This is a genomic window from Mesorhizobium sp. P2_B11 (genome assembly GCF_056404855.1).
Map to the genome: position 1 here is coordinate 476,392 of NZ_JBFUDF010000005.1, position 23,519 is coordinate 499,910.

At 63.8% G+C, this 23,519-nt stretch carries 22 protein-coding genes and 1 pseudogene; 14 read left to right on the forward strand and 9 right to left on the reverse strand.

Going from position 1 to position 23,519, the window contains the following annotated elements:
* The first annotated feature begins 55 nt into the window (after nt 1-55).
* The 6 genes from fabG to gmk all read left to right on the forward strand — a co-directional run bounded on the left by fabG (nt 56) and on the right by gmk (nt 5,823).
* Nucleotides 56-793, forward strand: coding sequence for a 3-oxoacyl-[acyl-carrier-protein] reductase (fabG, locus tag AC1DYJ_RS18975; RefSeq protein ID WP_477288130.1), 738 nt, complete (start codon nt 56-58; stop codon nt 791-793).
* A 221-nt stretch (nt 794-1,014) separates the two neighbouring features.
* Nucleotides 1,015-1,251, forward strand: coding sequence for an acyl carrier protein (locus tag AC1DYJ_RS18980; RefSeq protein ID WP_006203723.1), 237 nt, complete (start codon nt 1,015-1,017; stop codon nt 1,249-1,251).
* 34 nt (nt 1,252-1,285) lie between these two features.
* Nucleotides 1,286-2,548 (forward strand): beta-ketoacyl-ACP synthase II, encoded by a 1,263-nt coding sequence (gene fabF / locus AC1DYJ_RS18985; RefSeq protein ID WP_477288128.1) that lies wholly within the window; start codon nt 1,286-1,288, stop codon nt 2,546-2,548.
* 202 nt (nt 2,549-2,750) lie between these two features.
* Nucleotides 2,751-3,989, forward strand: coding sequence for an endolytic transglycosylase MltG (gene mltG, locus AC1DYJ_RS18990; RefSeq protein ID WP_477288126.1), 1,239 nt, complete (start codon nt 2,751-2,753; stop codon nt 3,987-3,989).
* Between the two features lie 262 nt (nt 3,990-4,251).
* Nucleotides 4,252-5,142: a YicC/YloC family endoribonuclease gene (locus AC1DYJ_RS18995; protein WP_477288124.1), complete on the forward strand. Its 891-nt coding sequence runs from the start codon at nt 4,252-4,254 to the stop codon at nt 5,140-5,142.
* Between the two features lie 6 nt (nt 5,143-5,148).
* The gene (gene gmk / locus AC1DYJ_RS19000; protein WP_162712060.1) at nt 5,149-5,823 is read left to right on the forward strand and encodes a guanylate kinase; all 675 of its coding nucleotides are present in this window, start codon (nt 5,149-5,151) and stop codon (nt 5,821-5,823) included.
* A gap of 33 nt (nt 5,824-5,856) precedes the next feature.
* Here the strand turns inward: gmk and AC1DYJ_RS19005 are convergent.
* The 8 genes and pseudogenes from AC1DYJ_RS19005 to lptF all read right to left on the reverse strand — a co-directional run bounded on the left by AC1DYJ_RS19005 (nt 5,857) and on the right by lptF (nt 14,145).
* Nucleotides 5,857-6,142 (reverse strand): annotated as a pseudogene (locus AC1DYJ_RS19005) (type II toxin-antitoxin system RelE/ParE family toxin).
* Complete coding sequence (relB, locus tag AC1DYJ_RS19010) at nt 6,139-6,447, reverse strand: type II toxin-antitoxin system RelB family antitoxin (RefSeq protein WP_477288122.1); 309 nt, start codon at nt 6,445-6,447, stop codon at nt 6,139-6,141. Before relB ends, AC1DYJ_RS19005 begins: the two are co-directional and overlap by 4 nt.
* Nucleotides 6,448-6,510: 63 nt before the next feature.
* Nucleotides 6,511-7,350 carry a 16S rRNA (adenine(1518)-N(6)/adenine(1519)-N(6))-dimethyltransferase RsmA gene (gene rsmA, locus AC1DYJ_RS19015; RefSeq protein ID WP_477288120.1) on the reverse strand — a complete coding sequence of 280 codons (840 nt, stop codon included), beginning with the start codon at nt 7,348-7,350 and terminating at the stop codon, nt 6,511-6,513.
* A gap of 24 nt (nt 7,351-7,374) precedes the next feature.
* The gene (gene pdxA / locus AC1DYJ_RS19020; protein ID WP_477288118.1) at nt 7,375-8,403 is read right to left on the reverse strand and encodes a 4-hydroxythreonine-4-phosphate dehydrogenase PdxA; all 1,029 of its coding nucleotides are present in this window, start codon (nt 8,401-8,403) and stop codon (nt 7,375-7,377) included.
* Nucleotides 8,404-8,417: 14 nt separating this feature from the next.
* Nucleotides 8,418-9,347: a SurA N-terminal domain-containing protein gene (locus tag AC1DYJ_RS19025; protein WP_477288116.1), complete on the reverse strand. Its 930-nt coding sequence runs from the start codon at nt 9,345-9,347 to the stop codon at nt 8,418-8,420.
* Nucleotides 9,348-9,422: 75 nt separating this feature from the next.
* Entirely contained in the window at nt 9,423-11,861 is a 2,439-nt protein-coding gene (locus AC1DYJ_RS19030; protein WP_477288114.1) for an LPS-assembly protein LptD, read from the reverse strand.
* The gene (lptG, locus tag AC1DYJ_RS19035) at nt 11,861-12,943 is read right to left on the reverse strand and encodes an LPS export ABC transporter permease LptG (RefSeq protein ID WP_477288112.1); all 1,083 of its coding nucleotides are present in this window, start codon (nt 12,941-12,943) and stop codon (nt 11,861-11,863) included. The genes AC1DYJ_RS19030 and lptG overlap by 1 nt, the downstream gene beginning before the upstream one ends.
* Nucleotides 12,944-12,945: 2 nt before the next feature.
* The gene (gene lptF / locus AC1DYJ_RS19040) at nt 12,946-14,145 is read right to left on the reverse strand and encodes an LPS export ABC transporter permease LptF (RefSeq protein ID WP_477288110.1); all 1,200 of its coding nucleotides are present in this window, start codon (nt 14,143-14,145) and stop codon (nt 12,946-12,948) included.
* 373 nt (nt 14,146-14,518) lie between these two features.
* On the opposite strand from lptF, the gene AC1DYJ_RS19045 reads away from it, so the two are divergent.
* The gene (locus tag AC1DYJ_RS19045; RefSeq protein WP_477288108.1) at nt 14,519-16,009 is read left to right on the forward strand and encodes a leucyl aminopeptidase; all 1,491 of its coding nucleotides are present in this window, start codon (nt 14,519-14,521) and stop codon (nt 16,007-16,009) included.
* Between the two features lie 8 nt (nt 16,010-16,017).
* Nucleotides 16,018-16,467 carry a DNA polymerase III subunit chi gene (locus AC1DYJ_RS19050; protein ID WP_477288106.1) on the forward strand — a complete coding sequence of 150 codons (450 nt, stop codon included), beginning with the start codon at nt 16,018-16,020 and terminating at the stop codon, nt 16,465-16,467.
* A 66-nt stretch (nt 16,468-16,533) separates the two neighbouring features.
* Here the strand turns inward: AC1DYJ_RS19050 and AC1DYJ_RS19055 are convergent, their stop codons facing one another.
* A complete protein-coding gene (locus AC1DYJ_RS19055) occupies nt 16,534-16,956 on the reverse strand; it encodes a hypothetical protein (protein WP_477288103.1) in 423 nt (140 codons plus the stop codon).
* Nucleotides 16,957-17,280: 324 nt separating this feature from the next.
* Between AC1DYJ_RS19055 and AC1DYJ_RS19060 the strand changes: the two genes are divergently transcribed.
* The 6 genes from AC1DYJ_RS19060 to AC1DYJ_RS19085 are packed head-to-tail and all read left to right on the forward strand — an operon-like array spanning nt 17,281 to nt 23,476.
* Nucleotides 17,281-18,270, forward strand: coding sequence for a 3-oxoacyl-[acyl-carrier-protein] synthase III C-terminal domain-containing protein (locus tag AC1DYJ_RS19060; RefSeq protein WP_477288101.1), 990 nt, complete (start codon nt 17,281-17,283; stop codon nt 18,268-18,270).
* Nucleotides 18,271-18,272: 2 nt separating this feature from the next.
* Nucleotides 18,273-19,271, forward strand: coding sequence for an NAD-dependent epimerase/dehydratase family protein (locus AC1DYJ_RS19065; protein WP_477288099.1), 999 nt, complete (start codon nt 18,273-18,275; stop codon nt 19,269-19,271).
* Entirely contained in the window at nt 19,268-20,092 is an 825-nt protein-coding gene (locus tag AC1DYJ_RS19070; protein ID WP_477288097.1) for an MBL fold metallo-hydrolase, read from the forward strand. The genes AC1DYJ_RS19065 and AC1DYJ_RS19070 overlap by 4 nt, the downstream gene beginning before the upstream one ends.
* Complete coding sequence (locus AC1DYJ_RS19075; protein ID WP_477288095.1) at nt 20,089-21,345, forward strand: F390 synthetase-related protein; 1,257 nt, start codon at nt 20,089-20,091, stop codon at nt 21,343-21,345. Before AC1DYJ_RS19070 ends, AC1DYJ_RS19075 begins: the two co-directional genes overlap by 4 nt.
* Entirely contained in the window at nt 21,342-22,475 is a 1,134-nt protein-coding gene (locus AC1DYJ_RS19080; protein ID WP_477288093.1) for a GNAT family N-acetyltransferase, read from the forward strand. Before AC1DYJ_RS19075 ends, AC1DYJ_RS19080 begins: the two co-directional genes overlap by 4 nt.
* Nucleotides 22,472-23,476, forward strand: a complete 1,005-nt coding sequence (locus AC1DYJ_RS19085) for a Rieske 2Fe-2S domain-containing protein (RefSeq protein ID WP_477288091.1) — start codon at nt 22,472-22,474, stop codon at nt 23,474-23,476. Before AC1DYJ_RS19080 ends, AC1DYJ_RS19085 begins: the two co-directional genes overlap by 4 nt.
* The last annotated feature ends 43 nt before the right edge of the window (nt 23,477-23,519 follow it).

The window sequence follows — 23,519 nt, forward strand, 5'->3', positions numbered from 1 at the left end:
TGGCGATTTGACCCCTCCCGTGGGAAGGGTGTTCTCTTAAGATCAGGAGACGAAAATGTTCGAACTGACCGGCCGCAAGGCGCTTGTCACCGGCGCATCGGGAGGCATTGGCGAGGCGATTGCCCGCGTGCTGCATGCGCAAGGCGCCATTGTCGGCCTGCACGGCACCCGCATCGAAAAGCTGGAGACCCTGGCCGGCGAACTCGGCGACCGGGTAAAGCTGTTCCCGGCCAATCTGGCCAACCGCGACGAGGTCAAGGCGCTCGGCCAGAAGGCGGAAGCCGAACTCGAAGGCGTCGACATACTGGTCAACAATGCCGGCATCACCAAGGACGGACTGTTCGTGCGCATGGCGGATGCCGATTGGGACAGTGTTCTTGAGGTCAACCTCACGGCCGTGTTCCGGCTGACGCGCGAGCTTACTCATCCGATGATGCGCCGCCGGCATGGCCGCATCATCAACATCACCTCGGTGGTCGGCGTCACCGGCAATCCCGGCCAGACCAATTACTGCGCCTCCAAGGCCGGCATGATCGGCTTTTCCAAGTCGCTGGCGCAGGAGATCGCCACCCGCAACATCACCGTCAACTGCGTCGCCCCGGGCTTCATTGAATCGGCCATGACCGACAAGCTCAACGACAAGCAAAAAGACGCGATCATGGCGGCGATTCCGACGCGCCGCATGGGCACGAGCGTTGAAGTGGCGTCTGCAGTCGCCTATCTCGCCTCCAACGAGGCCGCTTACGTCACCGGACAGACCATCCATGTCAACGGCGGCATGGCGATGATTTGAGGGGATAGGGCCGGCTTAGGACAAGACATGGCCGGCTTGTGAAAAGTGACCATTTCGCCTTGGACCTTAGCCAATTTTCGTGTAATGCGGCCCGCAACCCGGCGGTTCGGGCAAAAACCGGTCCGGCGCCGTTGCGTTTCCGGCAGGACCATCTTTCAGCTTGATTAGCGGCATTCTGCCCGCTAACGAAGACAGACAAACAAAAGACGAGGATGCCCCAAATGAGTGACACCGCAGAGCGCGTCAAGAAGATCGTCATCGAACATCTTGGCGTCGATGCCGACAAGGTGACGGAGCAGGCGAGCTTCATCGATGATCTGGGCGCGGACAGCCTCGACACGGTCGAACTCGTCATGGCGTTCGAAGAAGAGTTCGGCGTCGAGATTCCGGACGATGCGGCCGAGACCATCCTGACCGTCGGCGACGCCGTGAAGTACATCGACAAGGCTTCGGCCTGACGCTATCCGCAGTCATCACCAGGGAGGACCTGCGATGAGGCGTGTCGTCGTCACGGGCCTTGGCCTGGTTTCGCCATTCGGCATGGGCTTCGAGCACAGCTGGAAGGAACTGCTGACCGGCCGCAGCGCCGCCAAGCGCGTCACCGAGTTTGAAGTGGAAGATCTTGCCTGCAAGATCGCCCACGTCATTCCGCGCGGTGATGGCACCAACGGCACGCTCAACCCCGAAGCCGTGCTTGAGCCCAAGGAACTGCGCAAGATCGGCGACTTCATCCTGTACGGGATTGCGGCCGCCGACGAAGCGCTGAAGGATTCCGGCTGGGAGCCGAGCACCGAAGCCGAGCGTTGCGCCACCGGCGTCATGATCGGCTCAGGCATTGGCGGCCTCGAGGGCATCGCCGAGAATGCGCTGATCCTGCACGAGCGTGGACCGCGCCGCATCAGCCCGTTCTTCATTCCTGGAAACATCATCAACCTGGTGTCGGGCCAGGTGTCGATCCGGCATGGGCTGAAAGGCCCCAATCATGCCGTCGTTACTGCCTGCTCGACCGGCGCGCACGCCATCGGCGATGCCGCCCGGCTGATCATCTTCGGCGATGCCGACGTGATGCTGGCCGGCGGTGCGGAATCGCCGGTGACCAGGCTTTCGCTTGCCGGCTTCGCCGCTTGCCGGGCACTGTCCACCGAGCGCAACGACACGCCTGAAAAGGCCTCGCGTCCCTATGACCGCGACCGTGACGGCTTTGTCATGGGCGAGGGCGCCGGCGTGGTCGTGCTGGAAGAGCTCGAACACGCCAAGGCGCGCGGCGCCAGGATCTATGCCGAGGTCACCGGCTACGGCCTGACCGGCGACGCCTATCACATCACCGCACCTGCCGAAGATGGCGACGGCGCCTTCCGCTGCATGACGGCGGCGCTGAACCGGGCCAAGCTGACGCCCGCAGATATCGATTACATCAACGCGCATGGCACCTCGACCATGGCCGACACGATCGAGCTCGGCGCCGTCGAGCGGCTGGTCGGCAATGCCGCCTCGAAGATCTCGATGTCGTCGACAAAATCGTCGATCGGCCATCTCCTGGGTGCCGCGGGTGCCGCCGAGGCGATCTTCTCGATCCTCGCCATCCGCGACAACATCGCGCCCGCCACCATCAATCTCGACAACCCGGAACGCGAAACCGCGATCGATCTGGTAGCGAACACGCCACGACCCCGCCAGATCGACGTGGCATTGTCCAACTCCTTCGGCTTTGGCGGCACCAACGCTTCGCTGGTCTTCCAGCGGTATGTCGGCTGATTGCGGTATCGACCGGCGCGCCAGCGGTCTGTCGTCAATTTTGCCATATTCGAGCCTACTCTGCCGCTGGGGATTCGTCGCATCGGCCTGAAACCGAAGGCGCTTTTTTTAAAAGCACGATGCGTAGGCTTGAAATGTTAGGGCACGCTGTGCGTCCAACCGGACGCATGGTCGCTCTAAGAGATCAGATGGTAGGGCGCTTATGAACACCAATCCGGGCGGCAGCGGACAATTCGGACAAAACCAGCAGACCGGCCCGATTGTGCCGAAGACTGCGGCCGAGGCCTTGCGGCCGGAAGCCGGCACGCCGCCGCCGAAGCGCTCCCGCGCCTCGCGCAGCCAGGTCGTGGTGTTCATGAACTTCGTCATCTCCGCGGTTATGTTGATGATCCTCGCCGCCGGCGTCTCGCTCTATTTCGGCAAGCAGGCCTTCAACGAACCGGGCCCGTCGGTCGCCGGCGACACCTTCCTGGTCAAGCCGAGCACCGGCGTCCAGGACATCGCCGACCAGCTCGAACGGCGTGGATTGATCAGCGACGCCCGCATCTTCCGCATTGGCGTGCGCGTCTATGGCAATGATTCAGCGCTGAAGGCCGGCGAATACGAGGTCAAGCCGCGCGCTTCCATGCGCGACATCATGGAGCTTCTGAAGAGCGGCAAGTCGGTGATGTACTCGCTGACCATTCCCGAGGGCCTGACGGTCGAGCAGGCGCTGCAGCGCGTCGCCGAGCAGGATGCGCTGACCGGGGACATGCCGGCGACCAAGCCGGCCGAAGGCAGCCTTGCCACCGATACGTTGCGCTTCACCCGCGGCGCCACGCGCCAGCAGATGGTCGACAAGCTGCTCGCCGACCAGAAGAAGCTCGTCGACGAGGTCTGGCAGCGGCGCGCGCCCGACCTGCCTCTGGCCAATGTCGACGACTTCGTCACCTTGGCCTCGATCGTCGAAAAGGAAACAGGCCGGGGCGACGAGCGCTCGCGCGTTGCCGCCGTCTTCCTCAACCGTCTGGCCAAGGGCATGCGGCTGCAATCGGATCCGACCATCATTTACGGGCTGTTCGGCGGCAAGGGCAAACCCGCCGACCGACCGATCTACCAGTCGGACATCGAGAAGCAGACACCTTACAACACCTATCTGATCAACGGCCTGCCGCCGACGCCGATCGCCAATCCTGGCCGCGCGGCACTCGAAGCCGTCGCCAACCCGTCGAAGACCGACGACCTCTACTTCGTCGCCGACGGCACCGGTGGCCATGTCTTTGCCACGACGCTTGCCGAGCACAACGAGAACGTTGCTCGCTACCGGGCAATGCAGAAGAAGCAAGCTGAAGACGCCGCGAAGGGCGCCAAGACCCCAGGCCAGACTGACGCGCCGGCGGATGACGACGACAGCGGTGACGCCAGTGGCGATGCCGGCGGCGATGCGGGGGCCGCCCAGTAACAGGCCGGCGCTTTTTGACGGATTGACCTTACGCATTGCGGACACAGGCGCCGCGCGGCTGCTCTGAACGAGCAGCTCGGTTCGACGCGTCTTCGGCCTTGCTCAGTTGCCTCTGCTTCGTTTGATTTCGGCATAGCGAGATCAAATCGACACCGGAAATCAACACCTTGCCGGTATTGCGATTCTGACATTCGCGCTGCCCGTGATATCGAACGCGAGCGGAATTTCAGAATCGGGCCATCAGGGAGATACGAGCCGCATCATGAATTTGCAGAGCATGACCGGATTTGCACGCGCCGTCGCCGAGCACGACGGCGCCTCGATCGCCTGGGAGGTCAAGTCCGTCAACGGCAAGAGCGTCGAGGTCAGGCTGCGGCTGCCGCAAGGTTTTGAGCGGCTCGAGCCGGCGGTCCGGCAGACGCTGCAGAAGCGCTTTTCGCGCGGCAATTTCCAGGCGACGCTGACCGTCGGCCGCGCTGCCGGCCAGCAGGTGCAGCCGGTGGTCAACGAAGTCTTCCTGCGGGATCTGGCCGGCCTGGCCAAGCGGCTGCAGGAGCAGTTCGGTGTTGCACCGGCAACTGCCGACGGTCTGCTTTCCCTGCGCGGTGTATTGGATATACCTGAAACCAGCGAAACCGAAGAGGTGCGGGCAGCGCTCGACACGGCAATCCTGGCGGCGCTGGAAACGGCGCTTGCCGGTCTCGAGCATGCACGCCAGAGCGAGGGCGAAGCGCTGCGCTCGCTGCTTTCCGGCCACATCGCTGCCATCGAGGCGCTGACGCTCAAGGCCGAGGCCGACCCGTCGCGCGAACCGGCGGCAATCCGCGAGCGGATCGCCGAACAGGTGCGGCTGCTGATGGATGCGTCGGCCAATCTCGATGCCGGCCGGCTGCACATGGAAGCGGCGTTTCTGGCCACCAAGGCCGATATCCGCGAAGAAATCGACCGGCTGAAGACCCATGTGGCGTCGGGCAGGGCGCTGCTGGCAAATGGCGGCGCCATCGGCCGCAAGCTCGATTTTCTGGCGCAGGAATTCAACCGCGAATCGAATACGCTGTGTTCGAAGTCGAACGCCGCCGCCGTCACCGCCATAGGGCTGGAACTCAAGGCGGTGGTCGACCAGTTTCGCGAACAGGTCCAGAATCTGGAGTAACCCCACATGGGTGCCAAGGAGCCGATGGTTGCCAGGGATCTGGGGTCCCGCATTCGCCGCCGCGGGCTGATGCTGGTCTTGTCGTCGCCGTCCGGCGCCGGCAAGTCGACGATCGCGCGCAACCTGCTGGAAAGCGATGGCAGCCTGGAACTGTCGGTCTCGGTCACCACCAGGCCACGCCGCGGCTCGGAGATCGAAGGCGTCCACTACCACTTCCGCACCATGCGCGAATTCGAGCGGCTGCGCGATTCCGACGCGCTGCTCGAATGGGCCGAGGTGCATGGCAATTGCTATGCGACGCCGCGCGAGCCGGCCGAACTGGCGCTGGCGCAAGGCCGCGACATGCTGTTCGACATCGACTGGCAAGGCGCCCAGCAGCTCAAGGAAAAGATGCGCGCCGACATCGTCTCGATCTTCATCCTGCCGCCGTCGATGAAAGAATTGAAGGCGCGGCTGAAGCGCCGCGCCGAAGACCAGGAGCAGGTGATCGAGACCAGGCTGAAGAACGCCCGCAACGAGATCGAGCACTGGAAGGAATACGACTTCGTCATCGTCAACGACGATCTCGACCGCGCCTTCGCCGAAGTGCGCGGCATCGTGACGGCAGAGCGGCTTCGGCGCGACAGGCGGCCGGGACTGTTCGATTTCGTATCGGGACTGTTGGACGAGAAGACGGAGTAAGTAGCTCCTTCACCGCCGGGTAATCCAGCCACATCAGCTGTCTGGCAGATCGTCCGGCCAACGCTGCGCTCCGTGAAGTACGCGCAGGATTCGAATTGTGCTGCCGGTCAACTGATAGGTATGGCGTGCCGACGATGACAAGCTCTCGTGTCCCTGCAAGCCTGCCTTGCCGGCCGCTTTGGGGAAAGTCTCGAAGACGGCTGATCGCGGCCACGATCCGCTCATCGACGGCGATCGCGGCCGCAGGATTGTCAGCCTCGATATGCGTGAAGATGCCGTCGCGATCTGAAAGCGCGAATGGCGACCAGACTATTTTCAAGGTTTAGGTTCACCAGCCGAGCGCCGCGCCGCTGCGCGTCTCTCGGCAAAATGCGCCTCGACTTGATCGTCGGGAATGTCGGGTCGGGTGTCGTCGAGCGCCTCGCGCACTTTGGCGCGAAACCACGCGTCATAGGCCTCGTTGTTTGTGACGAGATCGATGGGCAGCGCGCCCTCGTTGGCGGTTCGGGTGAGCAATATCCGCACCGCATCCGAGACCGTCATCCCCATGCTTTCGAGCACCGCCGAAGCCCGATCCCGGATGTCGGCGTCGATACGCGTCTGGACCAGTGCATTTGCAGGCATGGCAATCTCCTTCAACATCAATGTAATGCGTTTGAATGACGATTGCTAGACTGGCGTCGGCGGTCAAACCGCGTTCGTCAGCCTTACGAATTCCTCGACGCTGAGCGTCTCCGCCCGTCGGGTCGGATCGATATTGGCGCGCATCAGCAATGCCTCGCCCCCCAGGCTCTTCACGCTCTGCCGCAGCATCTTCCGGCGCTGGCCGAAGGCGGCTTCGGTGACGCGGCCGAGTTTTTTCACGTCGGTGGCCAGCGGGCTGGCACGCGGCACCAGATGCACCACCGAGGAAGTCACCTTGGGTGGCGGCGTGAATGCTTGCGGCGGCACGTCGAAGGCGATCCTCGCTTCAGTGCGCCAGCCGGCCAGCACGCCGAGCCGGCCATAGGCGTCGCTGCCCGCGCCGGCGACGATGCGCTCGGCCACCTCGCGCTGGAACATCAGCGTCATCGATTGATAGAAGGGCGGCCAGTCGGCAACGGTCAGCCAGCGGATCAGAAGCTCGGTGCCGATATTGTAGGGCAGGTTGGCGGCAATCCTTACCGGGCCGCCGCCTTGCGACGCGGCACTGGCAAGAGCGGCAAAGTCCGTCTTCAGCGCGTCGCCGCTGATCACCTCAAGCCTGCCCGGATAGTGGTTGGACACCTCGGCCAGTGCGGCCAGGCAACGTTCGTCGCGTTCGATGCCGATGACGCGCCGGGCGCCGGCAAGCAGCAGCGCCCTGGTCAGCCCGCCAGGCCCGGGGCCGACCTCGATCACCGTGCTGTTGGTCAGGTCGCCTGCGACGCGCGCAATCTTGCCGGTCAAATTGAGGTCGAGCAGGAAATTCTGGCCAAGCGCCTTCTTCGCCTGCAGCCCATGGCGTTCGATCACCTCGCGCAGCGGCGGCAGCCCATCGATACTCATGGCTTTAGGCTCATGGTTTTGGGCTCATGCGGCTGCGACCTTTGTGTCGGTATCGGCCAGCCGGCGGGCCAAATTCAGCGCCGCGATCAGGCTGTCGGGACGTGCGATGCCCTTGCCGGCGATGTCGAAGGCTGTGCCGTGATCGGGCGAAGTGCGGATGAACGGCAGGCCGAGCGTGACGTTGACCGCCTCGTCGAAGGCCAGCGCCTTGGCCGGGATCAACGCCTGGTCGTGATACATGCAGATCGCCACGTCATAGCCGGCGCGGGCGCGCGCATGAAACATCGTATCGGCCGGCAGCGGCCCGAAGGCGTCGATGCCTTGCGCGCGCAAGATGTCGACCGCCGGACGGATGATGCGCTCATCCTCCGTCCCCATCGCGCCGCTTTCGCCTGCATGCGGATTGAGGCCGGCAAGCGCGAGCCTCGGCCTGGCGATGCCGAAGCGGCTAGCAAGATCGGCGGCGGTGATGCGCGAGATCGCGACGATCAGCTCCGTCGTCAGCGCCTTCGGCACCTCGGCCAGCGCAATGTGGATGGTGACCGGAACGGTGCGCAATTCGGGGCCGGCGAGCAGCATCACCGGCGTCACCGCGCCACCGGTGTGCAGAGAGGCCAGATGCGCCAGATATTCGGTGTGGCCGGGAAAGCCGAAGCCGGCATCGTAGAGCGGCTTCTTGGCGATCGGACAGGTGACGACGGCAGCGGCGTGGCCGGCAAGGCAGTCGGCGACGGCGCGGTCGATCGCCTCGATGGTGCCGGCGGCATTGGCCGCATCGGGCCGGCCGGGATCGTCGGTGAAGCGGGCCGCCAGCGGCACCACGGGCAAAGCATGCCGAAAGACATCAGCTGCTTGCGCCGGCACCGTCTCCGCAATTGCGACCTCGGCGCCGAGCCGGCGCGCCCGCGCGGCAATCAGCGCCGGATCGGCGAGAAGGTAGAAGGGCGCCGCACCCGAACCGCGGGCGCTCTGCCACGCGCCAATGGCGATTTCCGGCCCGATGCCGGACGGATCGCCGACGCTCAGTGCCAGCGGAAGCTCTATGTCACGCACGGCCAGGCCGGTTTTCAGCGCGTGACGATCTTGGCTTTCGCCTTCAGCTCCTCGATATATTTGGCCGAGAGTTCGTCGGCGTTCTTGTCGCCGGTGCTTTCGCTCTGGAACACCATCTGGGCAGCCTTGTCGTCGGAGACCTCGCGCGACGAGCAGATACCGATGAATTCGATGCCGCGATCGGTCTCGCGCACGGCCGTGGCGCCGCCCAGCTTGGTGGCCTTGATCTGCTCGGCCCAGTCCGGCGGAAGCTGCGGCGCCAGCACCCGGGGGAGATCGCGAACGGTGACGTCGATGAGGCCCTTGGCGAATTCACGCGTGGTGTTGCAGCCATTAAAACGGGCGCGCATGGCCTCGGCCTCACGCTTGCGTTTGGCGAGTGTGGCGCTGCGCTCGGCTTTCGGCACCACGAAGATCACCTGCTGCAGCATGTACTCGGTGGCGCTCGGCTTGGCGCCGCCTTTTTCGAGCATGTGCTTGACCAGGTCCTGTTCGCTCATCTGCCCGCCGCCGCCGCTATAGCGTGCGCTCAGCGCCTGGTTCCACGCCATTTGCGCGCGGATGAATTCCTTGAAATGGTCTTTGGTCACGCCGGACTGCGTCATGACGCCGTCCAATTGCTTGAGCTGCATCTTGTTGGTCGAGGCAAAGCGCTGATAGGCGGCCTCGACCTGGGCGTCGGTGATGCGGATGCCGAGGCGCCTGGCCTCGGCGAGGCGCAGCGTCTGGTCGATCATCTCCTGGCCTGCATCGCCCTTCTTGCGCTGCAGTTTCAGGAAGGCAGCCCGGTGCGCGATGTCGCCGGTGGTGATCGGTAAGCCGTTGACGACATACTTGATCTCGACGGCGAAAGCCGGCGGCGCCATCATGGTGACCGAGACCGAGGTCGCCGCTACCAGGAGCGCGAATCCTGCCGAAAACAGGTATTTCCTCATCGAAAGCATCCCAATTCTAGCCCGGTTCTGGATGAGCGAATGCCGTGCCCGCTTTATGCGGCAAAACGATGTCGTCAGCCGGCTCTACTGGATGGTGTCGATCGAGCTTTGTGACGAGCCGAAATCGCCGAGCGTGCGGAACGACAGGTTGAAGCCGACATTCTGCGACACTTCCCTGGTGTTGATGTCGCGCGATTCCGAGAACGTCATCAGATAGGTGAAGCAGGAATCATTGTAGGCAAAGCCGACGCCGTCCTTGACCAGCACGCTTTGCTGCAGGTCGTAGGTGCCTGTGCCGAACACGCGCCAGTTTTCGGCCAGGTGCGTCGAGGCGCCGAGCGTGACTTCGTGGCGATCGGTGGTGAAACCGTAGAGCGGCTGCGCCTGGATGAAAGCGTATTTGGCGCTTAGCGAAACCGGCAGGCCGGAATATGCGGCCTTCACCTCGGCGCGGCGAACTTCGAAGCTCTGCTCGTCGAAGCGGCCGCTGAACGAGCCGGAGAAGCCGCTCGGGCTGCTGAAGCCGACGAGGCCGACATAATCGGAGGTCGACGTCTCCAACCCTGAATCGGCACCCGCATTGACCAAATCCGGTGAATCGAAAGAGTTGCGGCCGCCCAGCTGGTAGGATTGGCCGAAGATGGCGTTGGTGCCCCAGCCATTGTCATAGGCGCCGGAATAGCGGAACCCGACATTGGCGCGGCTGCCGCCTTCGACGCGGTCGTAGCCGGAGAACTTGTCGCGCTCGAACAGCGTGGTGGCGTCGAAGACGAAGCTCTGCGCGTCCTCGTTGGGAACGGCGAGCCCGCCGACATATTGCTCGTTCGGGCGCACGAACACCTGCGCCATCGGCTCGACGATGTGGCTGGAGCTGGCCATCGAGAACAACACCGGCCAGCGCATTTCAAGTCCGGCGGTCGCCATGAAGCGGGCAAAGGAGGACCGCATGTCGTTCGTGGTGCCGACAGTGTTCGCCATCTCGTCGATTGCAGCCAAGGAAGCCGAGGAAGCATTCACGTAGTCGACGTCACCCTGCAGCGCCAGAAGCGGCGTCAACTGCAAACCGCCATCGGTGGTGAATGTGCGTTTCCATTCGCTCTCGGCAGTCAGGCGGCCGGATTCTCCCTCAATGCCACGCACACGTTGAACCGGCGTGGTATCATCATACGGTGTTTTGAAGGCCTGATCGAGGTCGTCGCGGCGGATCACCCGCGCGTTGACGTTGAACGACAGCTGGCCGCCGGCCACAGACATGTCGGGAATATAGGCGTAGTCGAGCGACGGAAGCACCCAGGGTTGCTTGTCGCTGCGCGCCGAAATGTAGCCATCCGGGGCGTTTTCCTGAACCTGGAAGCGCATTGCCCTGAGATCGAAGTAATTGCGGCCGTTGAGACCGGTAAGGTAAACATTGGATTGGTGGACGTAATCGTTGTAGCCGTCGATCGTATAGGTGCGCGAGAAATTCTTGTCGCTCTGCAGCAGGATGTCCCAGCCGAAGTCCCAGCGCGGATTGATCGCGAACTGGCCTTTGGTGCCCATCATGCCGCGGAATTTGTTCGGATCGCCCAGCTCGCCCGAATTGACATTGTGGCCAAGCGTGGAGGGGAAGGCAGCGGCGTCGATGAAGCCGTTGGGATCCTCTTGCCGGATGCCGGCGATCTTCAGCGTGTACTGGCCATTGTTGAAGCGCTGGCGCCACTCGGCCTCGCCGAGGAAACCCTGCTTGGTATAGCCGCTGCCGGTGACGGTGAGGTCGTAGGTCGGCGACAAGGCGAAATAGTAGGGGACATGGACGCCGACGCCGAGATCCTTGTTGAAGGAGATGCTGGGGATCAGGAAGCCGCTTTTGCGCTTGACCGTCGGGTCGGCGATCTCGAATGCCGGTAGATAGGCCAGCGGGAAGCCAAAGAATTCGAAATTCGCGTTCTCGAAGCGAACCGTCTTCTTTTCGCCGTTCCAGATGATCTTCCTGGCTTTGACCCGCCAGGTCGGCGCCTTGTCCGGCTTGTCCTCGCAAGGTTCGCAGGCCGTATAGACACCGTTGTGGAACGTCGTCAGCACACCGCCCATGCGCTCGGCGCTTTCGGCGGCGAAATAGGCCTTTTCGGGGGTTTCGACGCGCAGCGCGTTGACGAAACCGTCGGCGAAATCGTCGGTAATGTCGATATGCTGCGAGTTGATCTTGGTGCCGTCGCTGTTGACGATCTCGACATTGCCGCTGGCAAGGAGTCGCTTGGTGTTGCGATCATACACGACGCGCTGGGCGACGAGCTTGTTGCCGCCATAGTCGATCTGGACGCCGCCGACGGCGGTGACCGTCTGGTTGTCGTTGTTATAGACGAGCGTATCTGCCGCCAGCAGCATCTGGGTGCCGGACGGAACTTTCGTTGCCACGTCGGTGACGTCCTGCGCCAGCGCAGGGGCCGTCAGCACGCCGCAAGCAAGCAGGCATGCCAAGGCGCTCGCCGAATAAAGGCGCGCCAAACCGGCCTGCCTATGGCTGCGCAAAGCCGCCTCCCTCACTAGCCGTCTTCCTTGTATAGCAGGAATGTCACCCCGAAGAACATAGCCACGACAACCGGAACCCATGCAGCCACGGCTGTGGGCACGAATCCCGCCACGCCGAATGCCTTGACCAATACCGAAACGACATAAAGCAGAAAGCCGGCGAGGACGCCACCCAGAATCATCGTTGCTGACTGCCCCATCCTCGCAAATCGCATTGAAACTGTTGCCGCAATCAGCGTCATGGCCACAAGCAGGAACGGTAACGCCACCAGCGAATCGAACTGCATGGCGAAGGCATTTGCCTTGAGGCCGAAGGAGCGGGCAACCTCAATCTTGCCGGGAAGCTCGTAAAACGGGATGGTTTCGGGGCGCGCCAGCCGTTCCTGCACGAATTCCGGCTTGAGGTTGGTCGGCAACTGGTCGGTCGCTTCCGAGCGGATGTTGCCGTCCTTGAACACCTTGACGTCCTGCAATTCCCAGTAGCCGTCGCGCAGGAAAGCCCGCGCCGCGTCCTTGCGCTCGACGATATTGCCTTGCGGATCGAGGACGAAGAACACCGCGTCGGCCATTTCCAGGCCCTGGTTGAGAATGGCGCGGGCGCCGATGATGGTGTCACCGGAGCTGGTTTTCTGGCGGATCCACGGCGTGGCATCGGCCGCCACCGTGTTCGAATTGCCGGACCGCAGCTGGTTTTCCAACTGCTCCGACCAGGAAAAGCCGTGCGCGGCGATCGGATTGAGCACGCCGACCGACAGCGCGCCGAATAACAACGCACCGATGCAGCAGGGCAACAGGAACTGCCAGGCCGACACGCCGGCCGAACGCGCAATCACCAGCTCATATTTGCGGTTGAGCGACACCAGCGTCGCCATCGCCGAAAACAGCCCGACAAACGGCACCGTCTGCAGCATGATCATCGGCATCCGCAGCGCCGAGATGGCGACCGCCGTGCCGTAGGTGAAGCCCGGCAGGCCGGTGATGCGGCCGGACAGTTCGGTGAAGTCGATCAGGAACACCAGCGCCAGAAGGCCGATGAAGAACCAGATCGTGATCGACACGTAGCGAAAGAAGAAGTAGCGGCCCAGGGTCCAGCCCATCGTCAGGCTCCCTGGCCGGATGTGTAGCGCCGGGTCAGGCGCAGCTTGAGCGCCGTCCAGCCATCGCTGACACGGCCGGCGAAATTCGTCAGCCAGTCGGCCCAGCTGCCGGGCAGTTCCATGCTTCGCGAGGTGACGATGAACCAGGTGGCGACCGCCGAGGCGACGATCGGCACGCCATAGACCATGTAGGCGTATTGCGGGATCTTGTCGGCTTTCCCGGCGGCAAAGAAGCCCAGCCAGCGCACGAACAGCGCAATGGCGATGGCTGTGATCAGCGGATGGATGCGCGCCTCACGGTGCGAGCGCGCATCGCCTGCCACGGCCAGCGCGATCAGCGCGAACACCAACGAGTATGACCATTCGGAAAAGCGCTGGTCGAGCTCGGCCTTGTAGGCGCCGGGCCGGCGCTGGAAGATCTTGTCGTTGGGGTCCGGGTTGAGCAGGTACTGCGTCGTCCGGTCCTTGGGCAGCAGCAGAATATCGTTCGCCGCCGACATGAAGGCGGACAGATCGAAGGCGTAGGAGGTGAAGCGGATGACCGAAAGGTCGCCGGTCAGCGACTTGCGATGAATGACGCCGTCATTCATCATCAGCACCTTCTCGTCACCCTTTTCGACGACGCTGCCGCTCTTGGCATAATAGATCAGATTGGCGCCTTCCTCGCGCGAATCGGCGACGAAGATGCCACCGAGCCGGTTGTCCGGCAGCCGCTCGCCGACCTGCAGGAACAGCCCGTCGTCGATCTTGCGGAACGTGCCTTCCTGGATGATCAGCGACAGAAGATCGGCGCGCGAGGATGCGATCAGCTGGCGGTTCTTCTGCCTGGCATAGGGTTCGATGCCATTGTCGACGGCGAAGGAAAAGACGCTGGCGGCCAGCGCGAGCAAAAGGATTGGTCGCGCGATCGTCCAGCGCGAGGCGCCGGCGGCGTTGATGACAGCCAGTTCCGAATCGGAGTTCATGACGCTGAGCGTCTGGGCAACCGCCACCACCAGGGCGAACGGCACCACGATCGGGATGATTGTGGGGATGATGAGGGCGGCGACCTCGAAGAACGTCAGCGCCGATTGGCCGTTGTCGGTGACGAGGTCGATGCGGGCGAGCACCTGCGTCGTCCAGACAATGGCCAGCGTCCAGATCAGCGCAGCGAGAAACACCGCCAGCGCGCGACGCATGATGTAGCGTTCAACGACCTTCATGTAAGGCTTTTCTCGATTTGCCGAACGGCATCATGCCCGCAGACAAGGTAGTCGTCCGGCTGCGCCTGTACAACTGGGTCTGCAAAGCCTTTCCATCTCAGCGGATCGATCCGATTTCCGTCCCACATCGTCCGCCCCGCGGGCCGGAGTGTCGGCGGCAATGGATAAGAAAGCGAGAACATCGATGGTTAACAACAGGTTGCGGCAGGAAAGCGGGGCCGTGCCGCGACGAATCGTCATCGATTCCACAGCGCATATGGGCCCCGATTCCGGCAAAGTCTTGCCAAATGAAGGAAAACGACCAAATGTCGCGCATCTTCCCTGAAAACGCATCTTCCCTGAAAATCCGAGCCGTTTCCGAAAGCAGGACCTGATGACTTTGAGACCGTTGATTGCCTTCGCCAAATTTGCCGCGCCCAAAAAGGGCAGCGTCTTCGTGCTGGCGGCCGACGATGGCGGTCTTGGCGAGCCGGCAAGGGCGTGCGATCCGGAGGGAACGCTGGCGCGGGCGTTTCCGGTGGCGGAGTTTTCCGGAAAATTCGCCAGCGTGGTCGAAGTGCTGGCGCCGCAGGGGACATCGCTCGACCGGCTGGTGGCGGTCGGCACCGGCAAACTCTCCAGCCTCGATGACTTTGCCTGGCTGAAGCTTGGCGGCACCGTTGCCGCGTCCCTGCGCAAGGCGACCGAAGTGGCCGTCATTCTCGATGTCCCGGGCGCAAAAATTAGCGGCAAGCAAGCGGCTAATCTGGCTGCCGGTATCATCCTGCGCAGCTACGCCTTCGACAAATACAAGACCAGGAAGGACAAGGACGACGCCGAGCCGAAGAAGCCGGTCAAGGTCACCATCCACACTGCCGATCCGGCCGCCGCGAAAAAGGCCTTCGCCGACGAAGTGGCGGTGGTCGACGGCGTGCTTCTCGCGCGCGACCTGGTCAACGAGCCGGCCAATGCGCTCGGCCCGGTCGAATTCGCGGCCCGTGCCAAGGAACTGGAAGCGCTCGGCGTCGAGGTCGAAATCCTCACCGAGAAGGAAATGAAGAAGCTCGGCATGGGCTCGCTGCTCGGTGTCGCGCAAGGCTCGCCGCGCGGCGCCCGCATGGCCGTCATGCAATGGAAGGGTGGCAAGGCCAAGGATGCGCCGGTCGCCTTCGTCGGCAAGGGCGTCACCTTCGACACCGGCGGCAATTCGATGAAGCCGGCCTCCGGCATGGAAGACATGAAGGGCGATATGGGCGGTGCCGCCGCCGTTACCGGGCTGATGCATGCGTTGGCCGCGCGCAAGGCCAAGGCCAATGTCGTCGGCATCATCGGGCTGGTGGAAAATGCCGTCGACGGCCATGCCCAGCGCCCGGGCGACATCGTCACCTCGATGTCGGGCCAGACCATCGAGGTGCTCAACACCGACGCCGAAGGCCGCCTCGTGCTGGCCGATGCGCTGTGGTACTGCAACGACCGTTTCCAGCCGAAATTCATGGTCAATCTGGCGACGCTGACCGGCGCCATCATGGTCGCGCTCGGCCAGCACTATGCCGGCCTGTTCTCCAACAATGACGAACTGTCGGACAGGTTGACGGCGGCCGGCCAGGCGACGCAGGAGCGGCTGTGGCGCATGCCGCTCGGCGCCGAATACGACAAGCTGATCGATTCCAAGAACGCCGACATGAAGAACATCGGCGGCCGCTACGGCGGCGCCATCATCGCCGCGCAGTTCCTGCAGCGCTTCGTCAAGGAAACGCCGTGGGCGCATCTCGACATCGCCGGCACCGCGATGGGCTCGCCGCCGAGCGAGATCAACCAGTCCTGGGGCTCGGGTTTCGGCGTCAGGCTGCTCGACCGCCTGGTGCGCGACAATTACGAGGCATAAGGCCTGATATGGCCGACGTCCTGTTCTACCACCTGACCGAATCGACGCTGGAGGATGCGCTGCCCGGCCTGCTCGAGCGCAGCGTCGATCGCGGTTGGCGCGCCGTGGTGCAGACCGGCACCGAAGAGCGGCGCGACGCGCTCGACCAGCATCTGTGGACATTCCGGGACGATTCCTTCCTGGCCCACGCGACCGACCGCGAAGCCTATCCCGCCGAGCAGCCGATCCTCTTGACCACCAGCGATGCCAATCCCAACCAGGCGCAGATACGCTTCCTCGTCGACGGTGCCGCCCCCGCGGATCTCGCCGGCTACGAACGCGCCGTCTTCCTGTTCGACGGCCATGACGCAGCCCAGGTCGAAGGCGCCCGCACGCATTGGAAGACGTTGAAAGAGGCCGGCCACGCCGTGACCTACTGGCAGCAAACGCCCGACCGGCGCTGGGAGCGCAAGGCGTAGACTGGCGTGTCCCAGAGCGGGATCCGCAGGAAACAGAATGCCGAACACCGGCGATGCAATTTGTTCTTAACCTGTATACACAAAGAAAGCCTGACGTTTGCGGGGAACGACGAGGATCATACCAATCCGGCCATAGGCATAGAAACTGCCCGGACCGGAGATCGCGCCATCTATGGCAGCTCCGATTGGTCCAGAAACCGGAATGCCAAAACCATAGCGGTTTAGATAGTTGGCAAGCCTTGATGGCCCAGGGGTGCCCCATTTTTCATCGGCGAGAATGGGAGTTTCTTGCCATTCGTCGTAACGGCCATGCCAATCATGCCAGCCCTTGGCACAGGACAGCTGACGAAAATACCCGATTCCCTGGGCGTCGATCCCCTGCATGGCTCGATCCGGAAGGTTGTAGGCGATGACGCCGGTTTCATTGTCGCCTGGCATTCCGATGCCCCACGATTCTTCGGTCACATAGGCAATACTGCTGACTTCCATCCCGCATGGCGCGAAACTCAAATGGTGGTTTCGCTCCAGGACTTTACAGCCCGCATAGGGGGCGACGATTACTACTGCGAGAAGAATTGGCCACCGACGCATCTATTCTAACCATTAGTTTTTTGATCAAGTCAAAATCAAAAAGAAGTTGGTTGAGACTACGGCGTTGAATAGGCGCTAATTTGGCGCGGTCATGATAATTCGTGCATTAGTACGTGCGGAAATAGTGGAGGGAGCGCCGGCGCGTCTTGAAAACGACGCTGTTATCTCCGAACGATCCGATCTAAGGATTGCGAAAAGCGCAACTCACGCGGCGGGCTGAGAATGCGGGTCAAGATCATCGGAACCGGGCGAGCCGTGCCGGCTCAATGCGTGACGTCGCGCAGTCTCGACTCGCGGCTGGGGCTTGGCGAAGGCCATCTCGAAGCTGCCACCGGGGTTATCGAGCGCTATGTCTGCGAGGCCGAATCGCAGGTTGATCTTGCTTGTGCGGCGGCGCGTCTGGCGCTTGCCGATGCAGGCCTGGAGGCCAGCAGCATCGATCTGGTGATCGGCGGTTGCGGCGTGCCTTACCAGCCGTTGCCGGCGACCGCACCGCTGGTCATGCAACGCCTCGGCGTTGCCGATGGATCGGCCGCCGCCTTCGACGTCAACAGCACCTGCCTCGGCTTCCTCACCGCGTTCGAGACGGCATCGCGCCTGCTTGAGGCCGGCCAATGCCGCACCGCGCTGGTGTTTTCTTCCGAGATCGCCTCGCGCGCCTTGCCATGGCAGGACCAGCCGGAAATCGCGGCCCTGTTCGGCGATGGCGCCGCGGCCGCGGTCCTGCAGCTGGCAGCACCCGGCGAGGGCAGGGTGGTGGCCAATCTGATGCGAACCTATCCCTCTGCCTATGACGCCTGCAGCATCGGCGCCGGCGGCACGCGTTTCGACTTTCATCGCCAGCCCGAGGAATTTGCTGGCCACAGCCTGTTCCATATGGACGGGAAGGAACTGTTCCGCGTGACGTCGCGCCATTTCAATGGCTTCGTGGCGGAATTGCTCGACCGCGCCGGCTGGCGGCGCGACGATGTCGATGTCGTCGTGCCGCATCAGGCGAGCCCCTTCGCGCTTGCCCATATGGCGCGCCAGACCGGCTTTGCCCCGGAGAAGCTGGTCGATATCGCCTCCCGCTACGGCAACCAGATCGCCGCTTCCATTCCCTTTGCGCTCGATCTCGCGCGCCGTGATCGGCGCATTGCGCCAGGCGCCAAAGTGCTGTTCCTCGGCACCTCGGCCGGCGTGTCGTTCGGCGGCATGGCGCTGGAAGCCTGAGCATGGGGCGCGTGCTCGTCACCGGCGCCAGCGGTTTCCTCGGCGCGCATGTCATGGCGCGGCTGGCGGCATCGGGCACGCCGGCCCTTGGGGTTGGCCGCGATGCAAAGCGCTGCGCGGCGCTTGAAGCCGATGGCCACGAGGTCGTTCGCCTCGACCTGTCCAAACCATTCGATGCTGCCGCTGATCGCGCGCTCGGCACTGTCGATGCGATTATCCATTGCGCCGCACTTTCGGCGCCCTTCGGCAGGCTGGCCGATTTCGAGACGGCCAATGTGACAGCCACCCGCAACCTCGTCGATTTTGCCCGCCGGCAGGGTCTGCGCCGCTTCGTCCATATCTCCAGCCCAACGGTGTGTTTCGCCTATCGCGACCAACTCGGCGTCAGCGAGGAAGCGGGCCTGCCGCCGCCGGTCAACCACTATGCCCGCACCAAGCGGCAGGGCGAGGAGATCGTGCTGGCGGCGCCTGAGATCGGCGCGCTGGTGCTGCGGCCCCGCGGCATCTATGGCCCCGGCGACCGCACGCTGCTGCCGCGCCTCCTGCAGGCGGCGCGGCAGCGCCCGCTGCCGCTGTTTCGCGACGGCAAGGCGCGCATCGACCTTACTTACATCGATGACGTCGTCGATGCCGTGCTTGCCGCACTGTCCGCTGGCAGCACTGCCGAGGGGCAGATCTTCAACGTCTCCGGCGGCGAGGTGGTGCCGGTGCGGGATATCGCCGAGGCGGCCTGCGCCCGCGCCGGCGTGCAGCCGCGCTGGCGCAAAATGCCGCTTTTGCCCGCGATGCTGGCGGCAGGGCTGGCCGAGACGGTGGCTGAGCTTCTGCCCGGCCGGCCCGAACCGCCGGTGACGCGCTACGGTCTTGGCCTGTTTGCCTATGCCCAAAGCCTCGATATCGCCAAGGCCGGCCGCATGCTCGGCTGGACGCCGAAAGTGTCGTTCGAGGAAGGGCTCGATCGCACCTTCGGCAAGGCGACGGAAAATCGGGAGGCGGCGTGAAGATAGTCTTCGCCAACAGCGCCTGGGTCAGCGCCGCCGAGCGCTTGATCTTGCGCGGCGGCAGCTGGGCGAGCGTGCGGCTCAGGGTCCGCTACGGGCTGATCCTGCATCCGCAGGCTGGCCCGGTCTTGATCGACACCGGCTACACACCGCACGTGACGCAGGGCAACGAGCGCAGCACCGCGCTGCGCCTCTACAGTGCGATCCTCCGGCCCCAGCTCAACGAAGCCGAGCAGCCGCTGCCGCTGCTGGCACGCTTCGGCCTGTCGCCAAAGGACGTGCGCACGGTCATCGTCACCCATTTCCATGCCGACCACATGTCGGGCCTGTCGCTGTTCCCCCACGCCCGCTTCATCGCCGACGACGCCGCCTGGGCGCGCGCCAAGGCCAAGACAACCCGGCAGAATCTGCGCCACGGCGTTTTCAAAGAACTGTTTCCGGCCGATTTCGAGGTACGGCTCGACGGGCTGTCGTCGAAGCGGCGTGTCGAGCCACGCGGTGATGTGCCCGGCGGCGCCGACCTGTTCGGCGACGGCAGCGTTGTAGTCGTCGATCTGCCCGGCCATGCCGACGGCCAGTTCGGCCTGCTGTTTCCCAAGCTGGAGCGGCCGCTGCTCTACGCCGTCGATGCGCAATGGCTGATCAAAGCGCTGGTCGAAAGCCGGACGCCCGGTCTGCCGGCGACCTTGCTTGCCGAAGATGCCGCCGCGCTTGAGCCGACCAGCACGATGTTGCGACGGTTTCTGGCAACTGGCGGCGAGGTCATGCTGTGCCATGATCCGGCGATGACGGCCTACGATCTGGCCGGAGGGGGCGCATGAACGGGCCGGCCGAAGCGGTTCGTGCGTTTGCGCTGACGCAATGGCTCTCGCGCAAGAGCCGTGAGGGGTTCGAGCGCTGGCAGGCGCATGCCTTGCGCCGCTTTCTCGACCACGACCTGCCGCGTGCCCCGTTCTACGGCAAGGCGCCACGCCATCTCGGCGACCTGCCGGTGACCGACAAGGCGACGCTGATGGACAATTTCGAGCGCTTCAACATCCGCAGCGTCACGGTCGCCGAGGCCTGGAAGGCGCAGGCCGGCGATGGCCGCATCGGTGATCTGACGGTCGGCGCCAGCACCGGCACGTCGGGCAATCGCGGCCTGTTCGTCATTTCGGAAGCGGAAAAATATCGCTGGCTGGGCACGATCCTGGCCAAGGCCGTGCCCGATCTCATCTGGCGCCGGCAGCGTGTGGCGGTGGTCCTGCCGCAGAACACCGGGCTTTACGAAAGCGCCCGCAAATCGCGGCGCATCGATCTCGGCTTCTTCGGACTGACGCGCGGGCCGGAGCGCTGGCGCGCCACACTCGAGAATTTCGCACCGACGGTGATCATCGCGCCGCCAAAGATGCTGCGGCATTTCGCGGCCGAGGGTTTTCGGCTGAAGCCGCAACGTATCTTCAGTGCCGCCGAGACGCTCGATCCGATCGACCGGCCGGTCATCGAAACATTCTTTGGCCGATCGCTGGACCAGATCTACATGGCGACGGAAGGCCTGTTCGCCGTGACCTGCCGAAAGGGTGGGCTGCATCTGGCCGAGGATTCGGTGTTCTTCGAGTTCGAACCAGCCGGCGATGGCCTGGTCATGCCGCTGGTCACCGCCTTTCGCCGCCAGACCCAGATCATGGCCCGCTACCGGATGAACGATCTGTTGCGGCTTTCGCAAACGCCCTGCCGCTGCGGCTCGCCGCTTCGCACCGTGGATGAGATCGTCGGCCGCATGGACGATGCCTTCCGGCTGGCCTCGCCGCTTGGCCAGATCCTGGTCACCCCCGACATACTGCGCAATGCGGTGCTCAAGGCCGACCGGCGCATCGACGATTTCCGCCTGGTCCAGACCGCGCCCGATGCGATTGAGCTCAGCCTCGCGCCCGGGCTTGCCGACGAAGCCGCCGCCGCCGCGCATCAGGCCGTGCGCACGCTGCTGGCGGCGCGCCAGGCGACGGCTTCGGTCAGCCTGGTGCGAAAGGGCATGTCGCTGGAGACCAGCCGTAAACTGCGCCGCGTCGAATGCCGGCTGGGGATGAAGCCGTGAACGGGCCTGCCGCATTGTCGCGAGAGCAGGTGGACCGGGTGGAGAACAACCCGCGCGATGTCGACACTTTCGTGCGGCTTTTCAACGAGGTGCCGGTGCGCGACCTCGTGCGCAATCTGACGGTGGCCGTCGAGACCTTCGAGAGCGCCGGCCGCTCCTTTCCGCTAACGCTGAACGACAGGAGCGAAGCGCCGAACTGCTACATCTGCTGCCCGTCCAGCGCCTATATCGACTATGCCATCGACGAGACCCGCAATTTCGTCTCATCGCCCTTGCTGCAAAAAGCGATCCGCATGCTGATTGGCCTCTGTGCACCACTGGTGAGAGCCAGCGGCCTCGACCATCAGGTGCAGGTCAACAACTGGCTCTATTCGACCAATCCCGTGCCGCTGCTCGACCGCAAGTCGGTCGCGGCGACCCGCGACGATCTCACCGCGCGTTTTCCCGACCGCGCTGTTCTCATCCGTTCGCTGAACGAGATCGCCGATCCCTCGACCATCGCGGCGCTGAAGGCGGAAGGATTTCGCCTGCTGGCGGCGCGACAGATCTACATCTTCACTGAGCGCGGTTCGGCCATGACCAGCGACATGAAGCGCGACCGCAAGCGGCTGCGCACCACGTCCTTCGAGAGAGTTGGCGACGCCGATTTCACCGAAGCCGACTATGCGCGCTGCGAAGCGCTTTATCGCATGCTCTATCTCGACAAATACACGCCGCTCAACCCGCACTACACCGCCCGCTATATCGGCGAGATGCACCGTCGCGGAATTCTGCAACTGGCAGGCCTGCGTCGTCCCGGCGGTGAACTGGTCGCTGTCACCGCATTGTCGAAGAATGGCAGGACATTGACGCAGCCGATCGTCGGTTACGACACCAGCCTGCCGGTGAATGAGGGGCTCTATCGCATGATGATGGCGCTGGCGCAGGACCATGCCACCGCGCATAGCCTGTTCTTCAACATGAGCGCCGGTGCGGCCGCCTTCAAACGCTTGCGCGGTGCCGTGGCGACAGTGGAATACAACGCCGTCTATGCCGGCCATCTGTCGCGCCGCCAACGTGTGGCGGTGCGGATCATGGAATTTGTGCTGGCGAAGATAGGCATTCCCCTGCTCAGGAGATTTGAACTTTGAGCGAAGCCAGGCAGCAGAAGCAGAAGGACTATTGGCAGGCGGTGATGCGGTCCGCCGATATCAAAGCCAAGCCGAAGCGCATCCTGTTCGACGGTGCGCCGCTGGTGCTGTTCCGCTCGGCGCAAGGCATAGCAGCACTGTTCGACCGCTGCGCCCACCGGCTGGTCGAACTGTCGACCGGCAAGGTCATCGGCGGTGAGATAGAATGCCCCTATCATGGCTGGCGCTACAATGGCGAAGGCCGCTGCACCGCCATTCCCGGCCATGTCGGCGACATGCCGCATTATCGCGTCCGCCGCTATGCCGCGATCGAGCGCGACGGCGTCGTCTTCGTCTCGGCAGGTACGCCCGAGGGCGAGCCCTATCTCCATTGCATGCAGGGCAAGGACGTCGTCGTGAAGCGCGTGCGCAGTTCGGCGCAATCGACGGTGCTCGACGCGGCCGAGAACATTCTCGACGCCACCCACACCCACTTCACCCACAAGGGCGTGCTGCGCGGCCTCACCGCAAAGCGCCATCTCGTGCGCGTCGAGGTGACCGGCGGCGAGGGCTGGGTCGAAAGCTGCTACACCGGCGAGGACCGCCAGCAGGGGCTGGTCAGCCGGCTCCTGGAAGGCGAGCGCGCCAGGACCATCGGCCGCTACCGCCATCCAGGCATCGTCGAGCTGGAATATTGGGGCAAGGGCGGTCTGGCACTGGCGACGACCTTCCATTTGCGCCAGGCGGACGAACGGACCGTCGAAGGCGTCGGCTGGCTCATCGGCCCACGCCAGGGCCTGTTCGGAGAACTCAAGGCGCTTGCCTTCCGGCCGCTCTTCGCCTTCGCCTTACAGCAGGATCGCCGGGTGCTGAAATCGGCCAGCGACAACGCCCGCATCCCGCCACAAGTCCAGCCGGCGATCGGCCCGCTGGACTTCCTGCGCCGCGACATAGCGGCGATCATGGACGGCAAGATGCCACCGGCGGCGGCGGAACCGCGGGCGTACCAGATCGAGCTGTAATCGTGTCTGCGGAAAAGGTGCGTCGCGTTCCTTCGCGCCCCCC

Coding starts and splice junctions, on each gene's coding strand:
- fabG (WP_477288130.1), top strand. CDS start 56: ATGTTCGAACTGACCGGCCGCAAGGCGCTTGTCACCGGCGCATCGGGA.
- AC1DYJ_RS18980 (WP_006203723.1), top strand. CDS start 1,015: ATGAGTGACACCGCAGAGCGCGTCAAGAAGATCGTCATCGAACATCTT.
- fabF (WP_477288128.1), top strand. CDS start 1,286: ATGAGGCGTGTCGTCGTCACGGGCCTTGGCCTGGTTTCGCCATTCGGC.
- mltG (WP_477288126.1), top strand. CDS start 2,751: ATGAACACCAATCCGGGCGGCAGCGGACAATTCGGACAAAACCAGCAG.
- AC1DYJ_RS18995 (WP_477288124.1), top strand. CDS start 4,252: ATGAATTTGCAGAGCATGACCGGATTTGCACGCGCCGTCGCCGAGCAC.
- gmk (WP_162712060.1), top strand. CDS start 5,149: ATGGGTGCCAAGGAGCCGATGGTTGCCAGGGATCTGGGGTCCCGCATT.
- relB (WP_477288122.1), bottom strand. CDS start 6,447: ATGCCTGCAAATGCACTGGTCCAGACGCGTATCGACGCCGACATCCGG.
- rsmA (WP_477288120.1), bottom strand. CDS start 7,350: ATGAGTATCGATGGGCTGCCGCCGCTGCGCGAGGTGATCGAACGCCAT.
- AC1DYJ_RS19025 (WP_477288116.1), bottom strand. CDS start 9,347: ATGCTTTCGATGAGGAAATACCTGTTTTCGGCAGGATTCGCGCTCCTG.
- lptG (WP_477288112.1), bottom strand. CDS start 12,943: ATGGGCTGGACCCTGGGCCGCTACTTCTTCTTTCGCTACGTGTCGATC.
- lptF (WP_477288110.1), bottom strand. CDS start 14,145: ATGAAGGTCGTTGAACGCTACATCATGCGTCGCGCGCTGGCGGTGTTT.
- AC1DYJ_RS19045 (WP_477288108.1), top strand. CDS start 14,519: ATGACTTTGAGACCGTTGATTGCCTTCGCCAAATTTGCCGCGCCCAAA.
- AC1DYJ_RS19050 (WP_477288106.1), top strand. CDS start 16,018: ATGGCCGACGTCCTGTTCTACCACCTGACCGAATCGACGCTGGAGGAT.
- AC1DYJ_RS19055 (WP_477288103.1), bottom strand. CDS start 16,956: ATGGAAGTCAGCAGTATTGCCTATGTGACCGAAGAATCGTGGGGCATC.
- AC1DYJ_RS19060 (WP_477288101.1), top strand. CDS start 17,281: ATGCGGGTCAAGATCATCGGAACCGGGCGAGCCGTGCCGGCTCAATGC.
- AC1DYJ_RS19065 (WP_477288099.1), top strand. CDS start 18,273: ATGGGGCGCGTGCTCGTCACCGGCGCCAGCGGTTTCCTCGGCGCGCAT.
- AC1DYJ_RS19075 (WP_477288095.1), top strand. CDS start 20,089: ATGAACGGGCCGGCCGAAGCGGTTCGTGCGTTTGCGCTGACGCAATGG.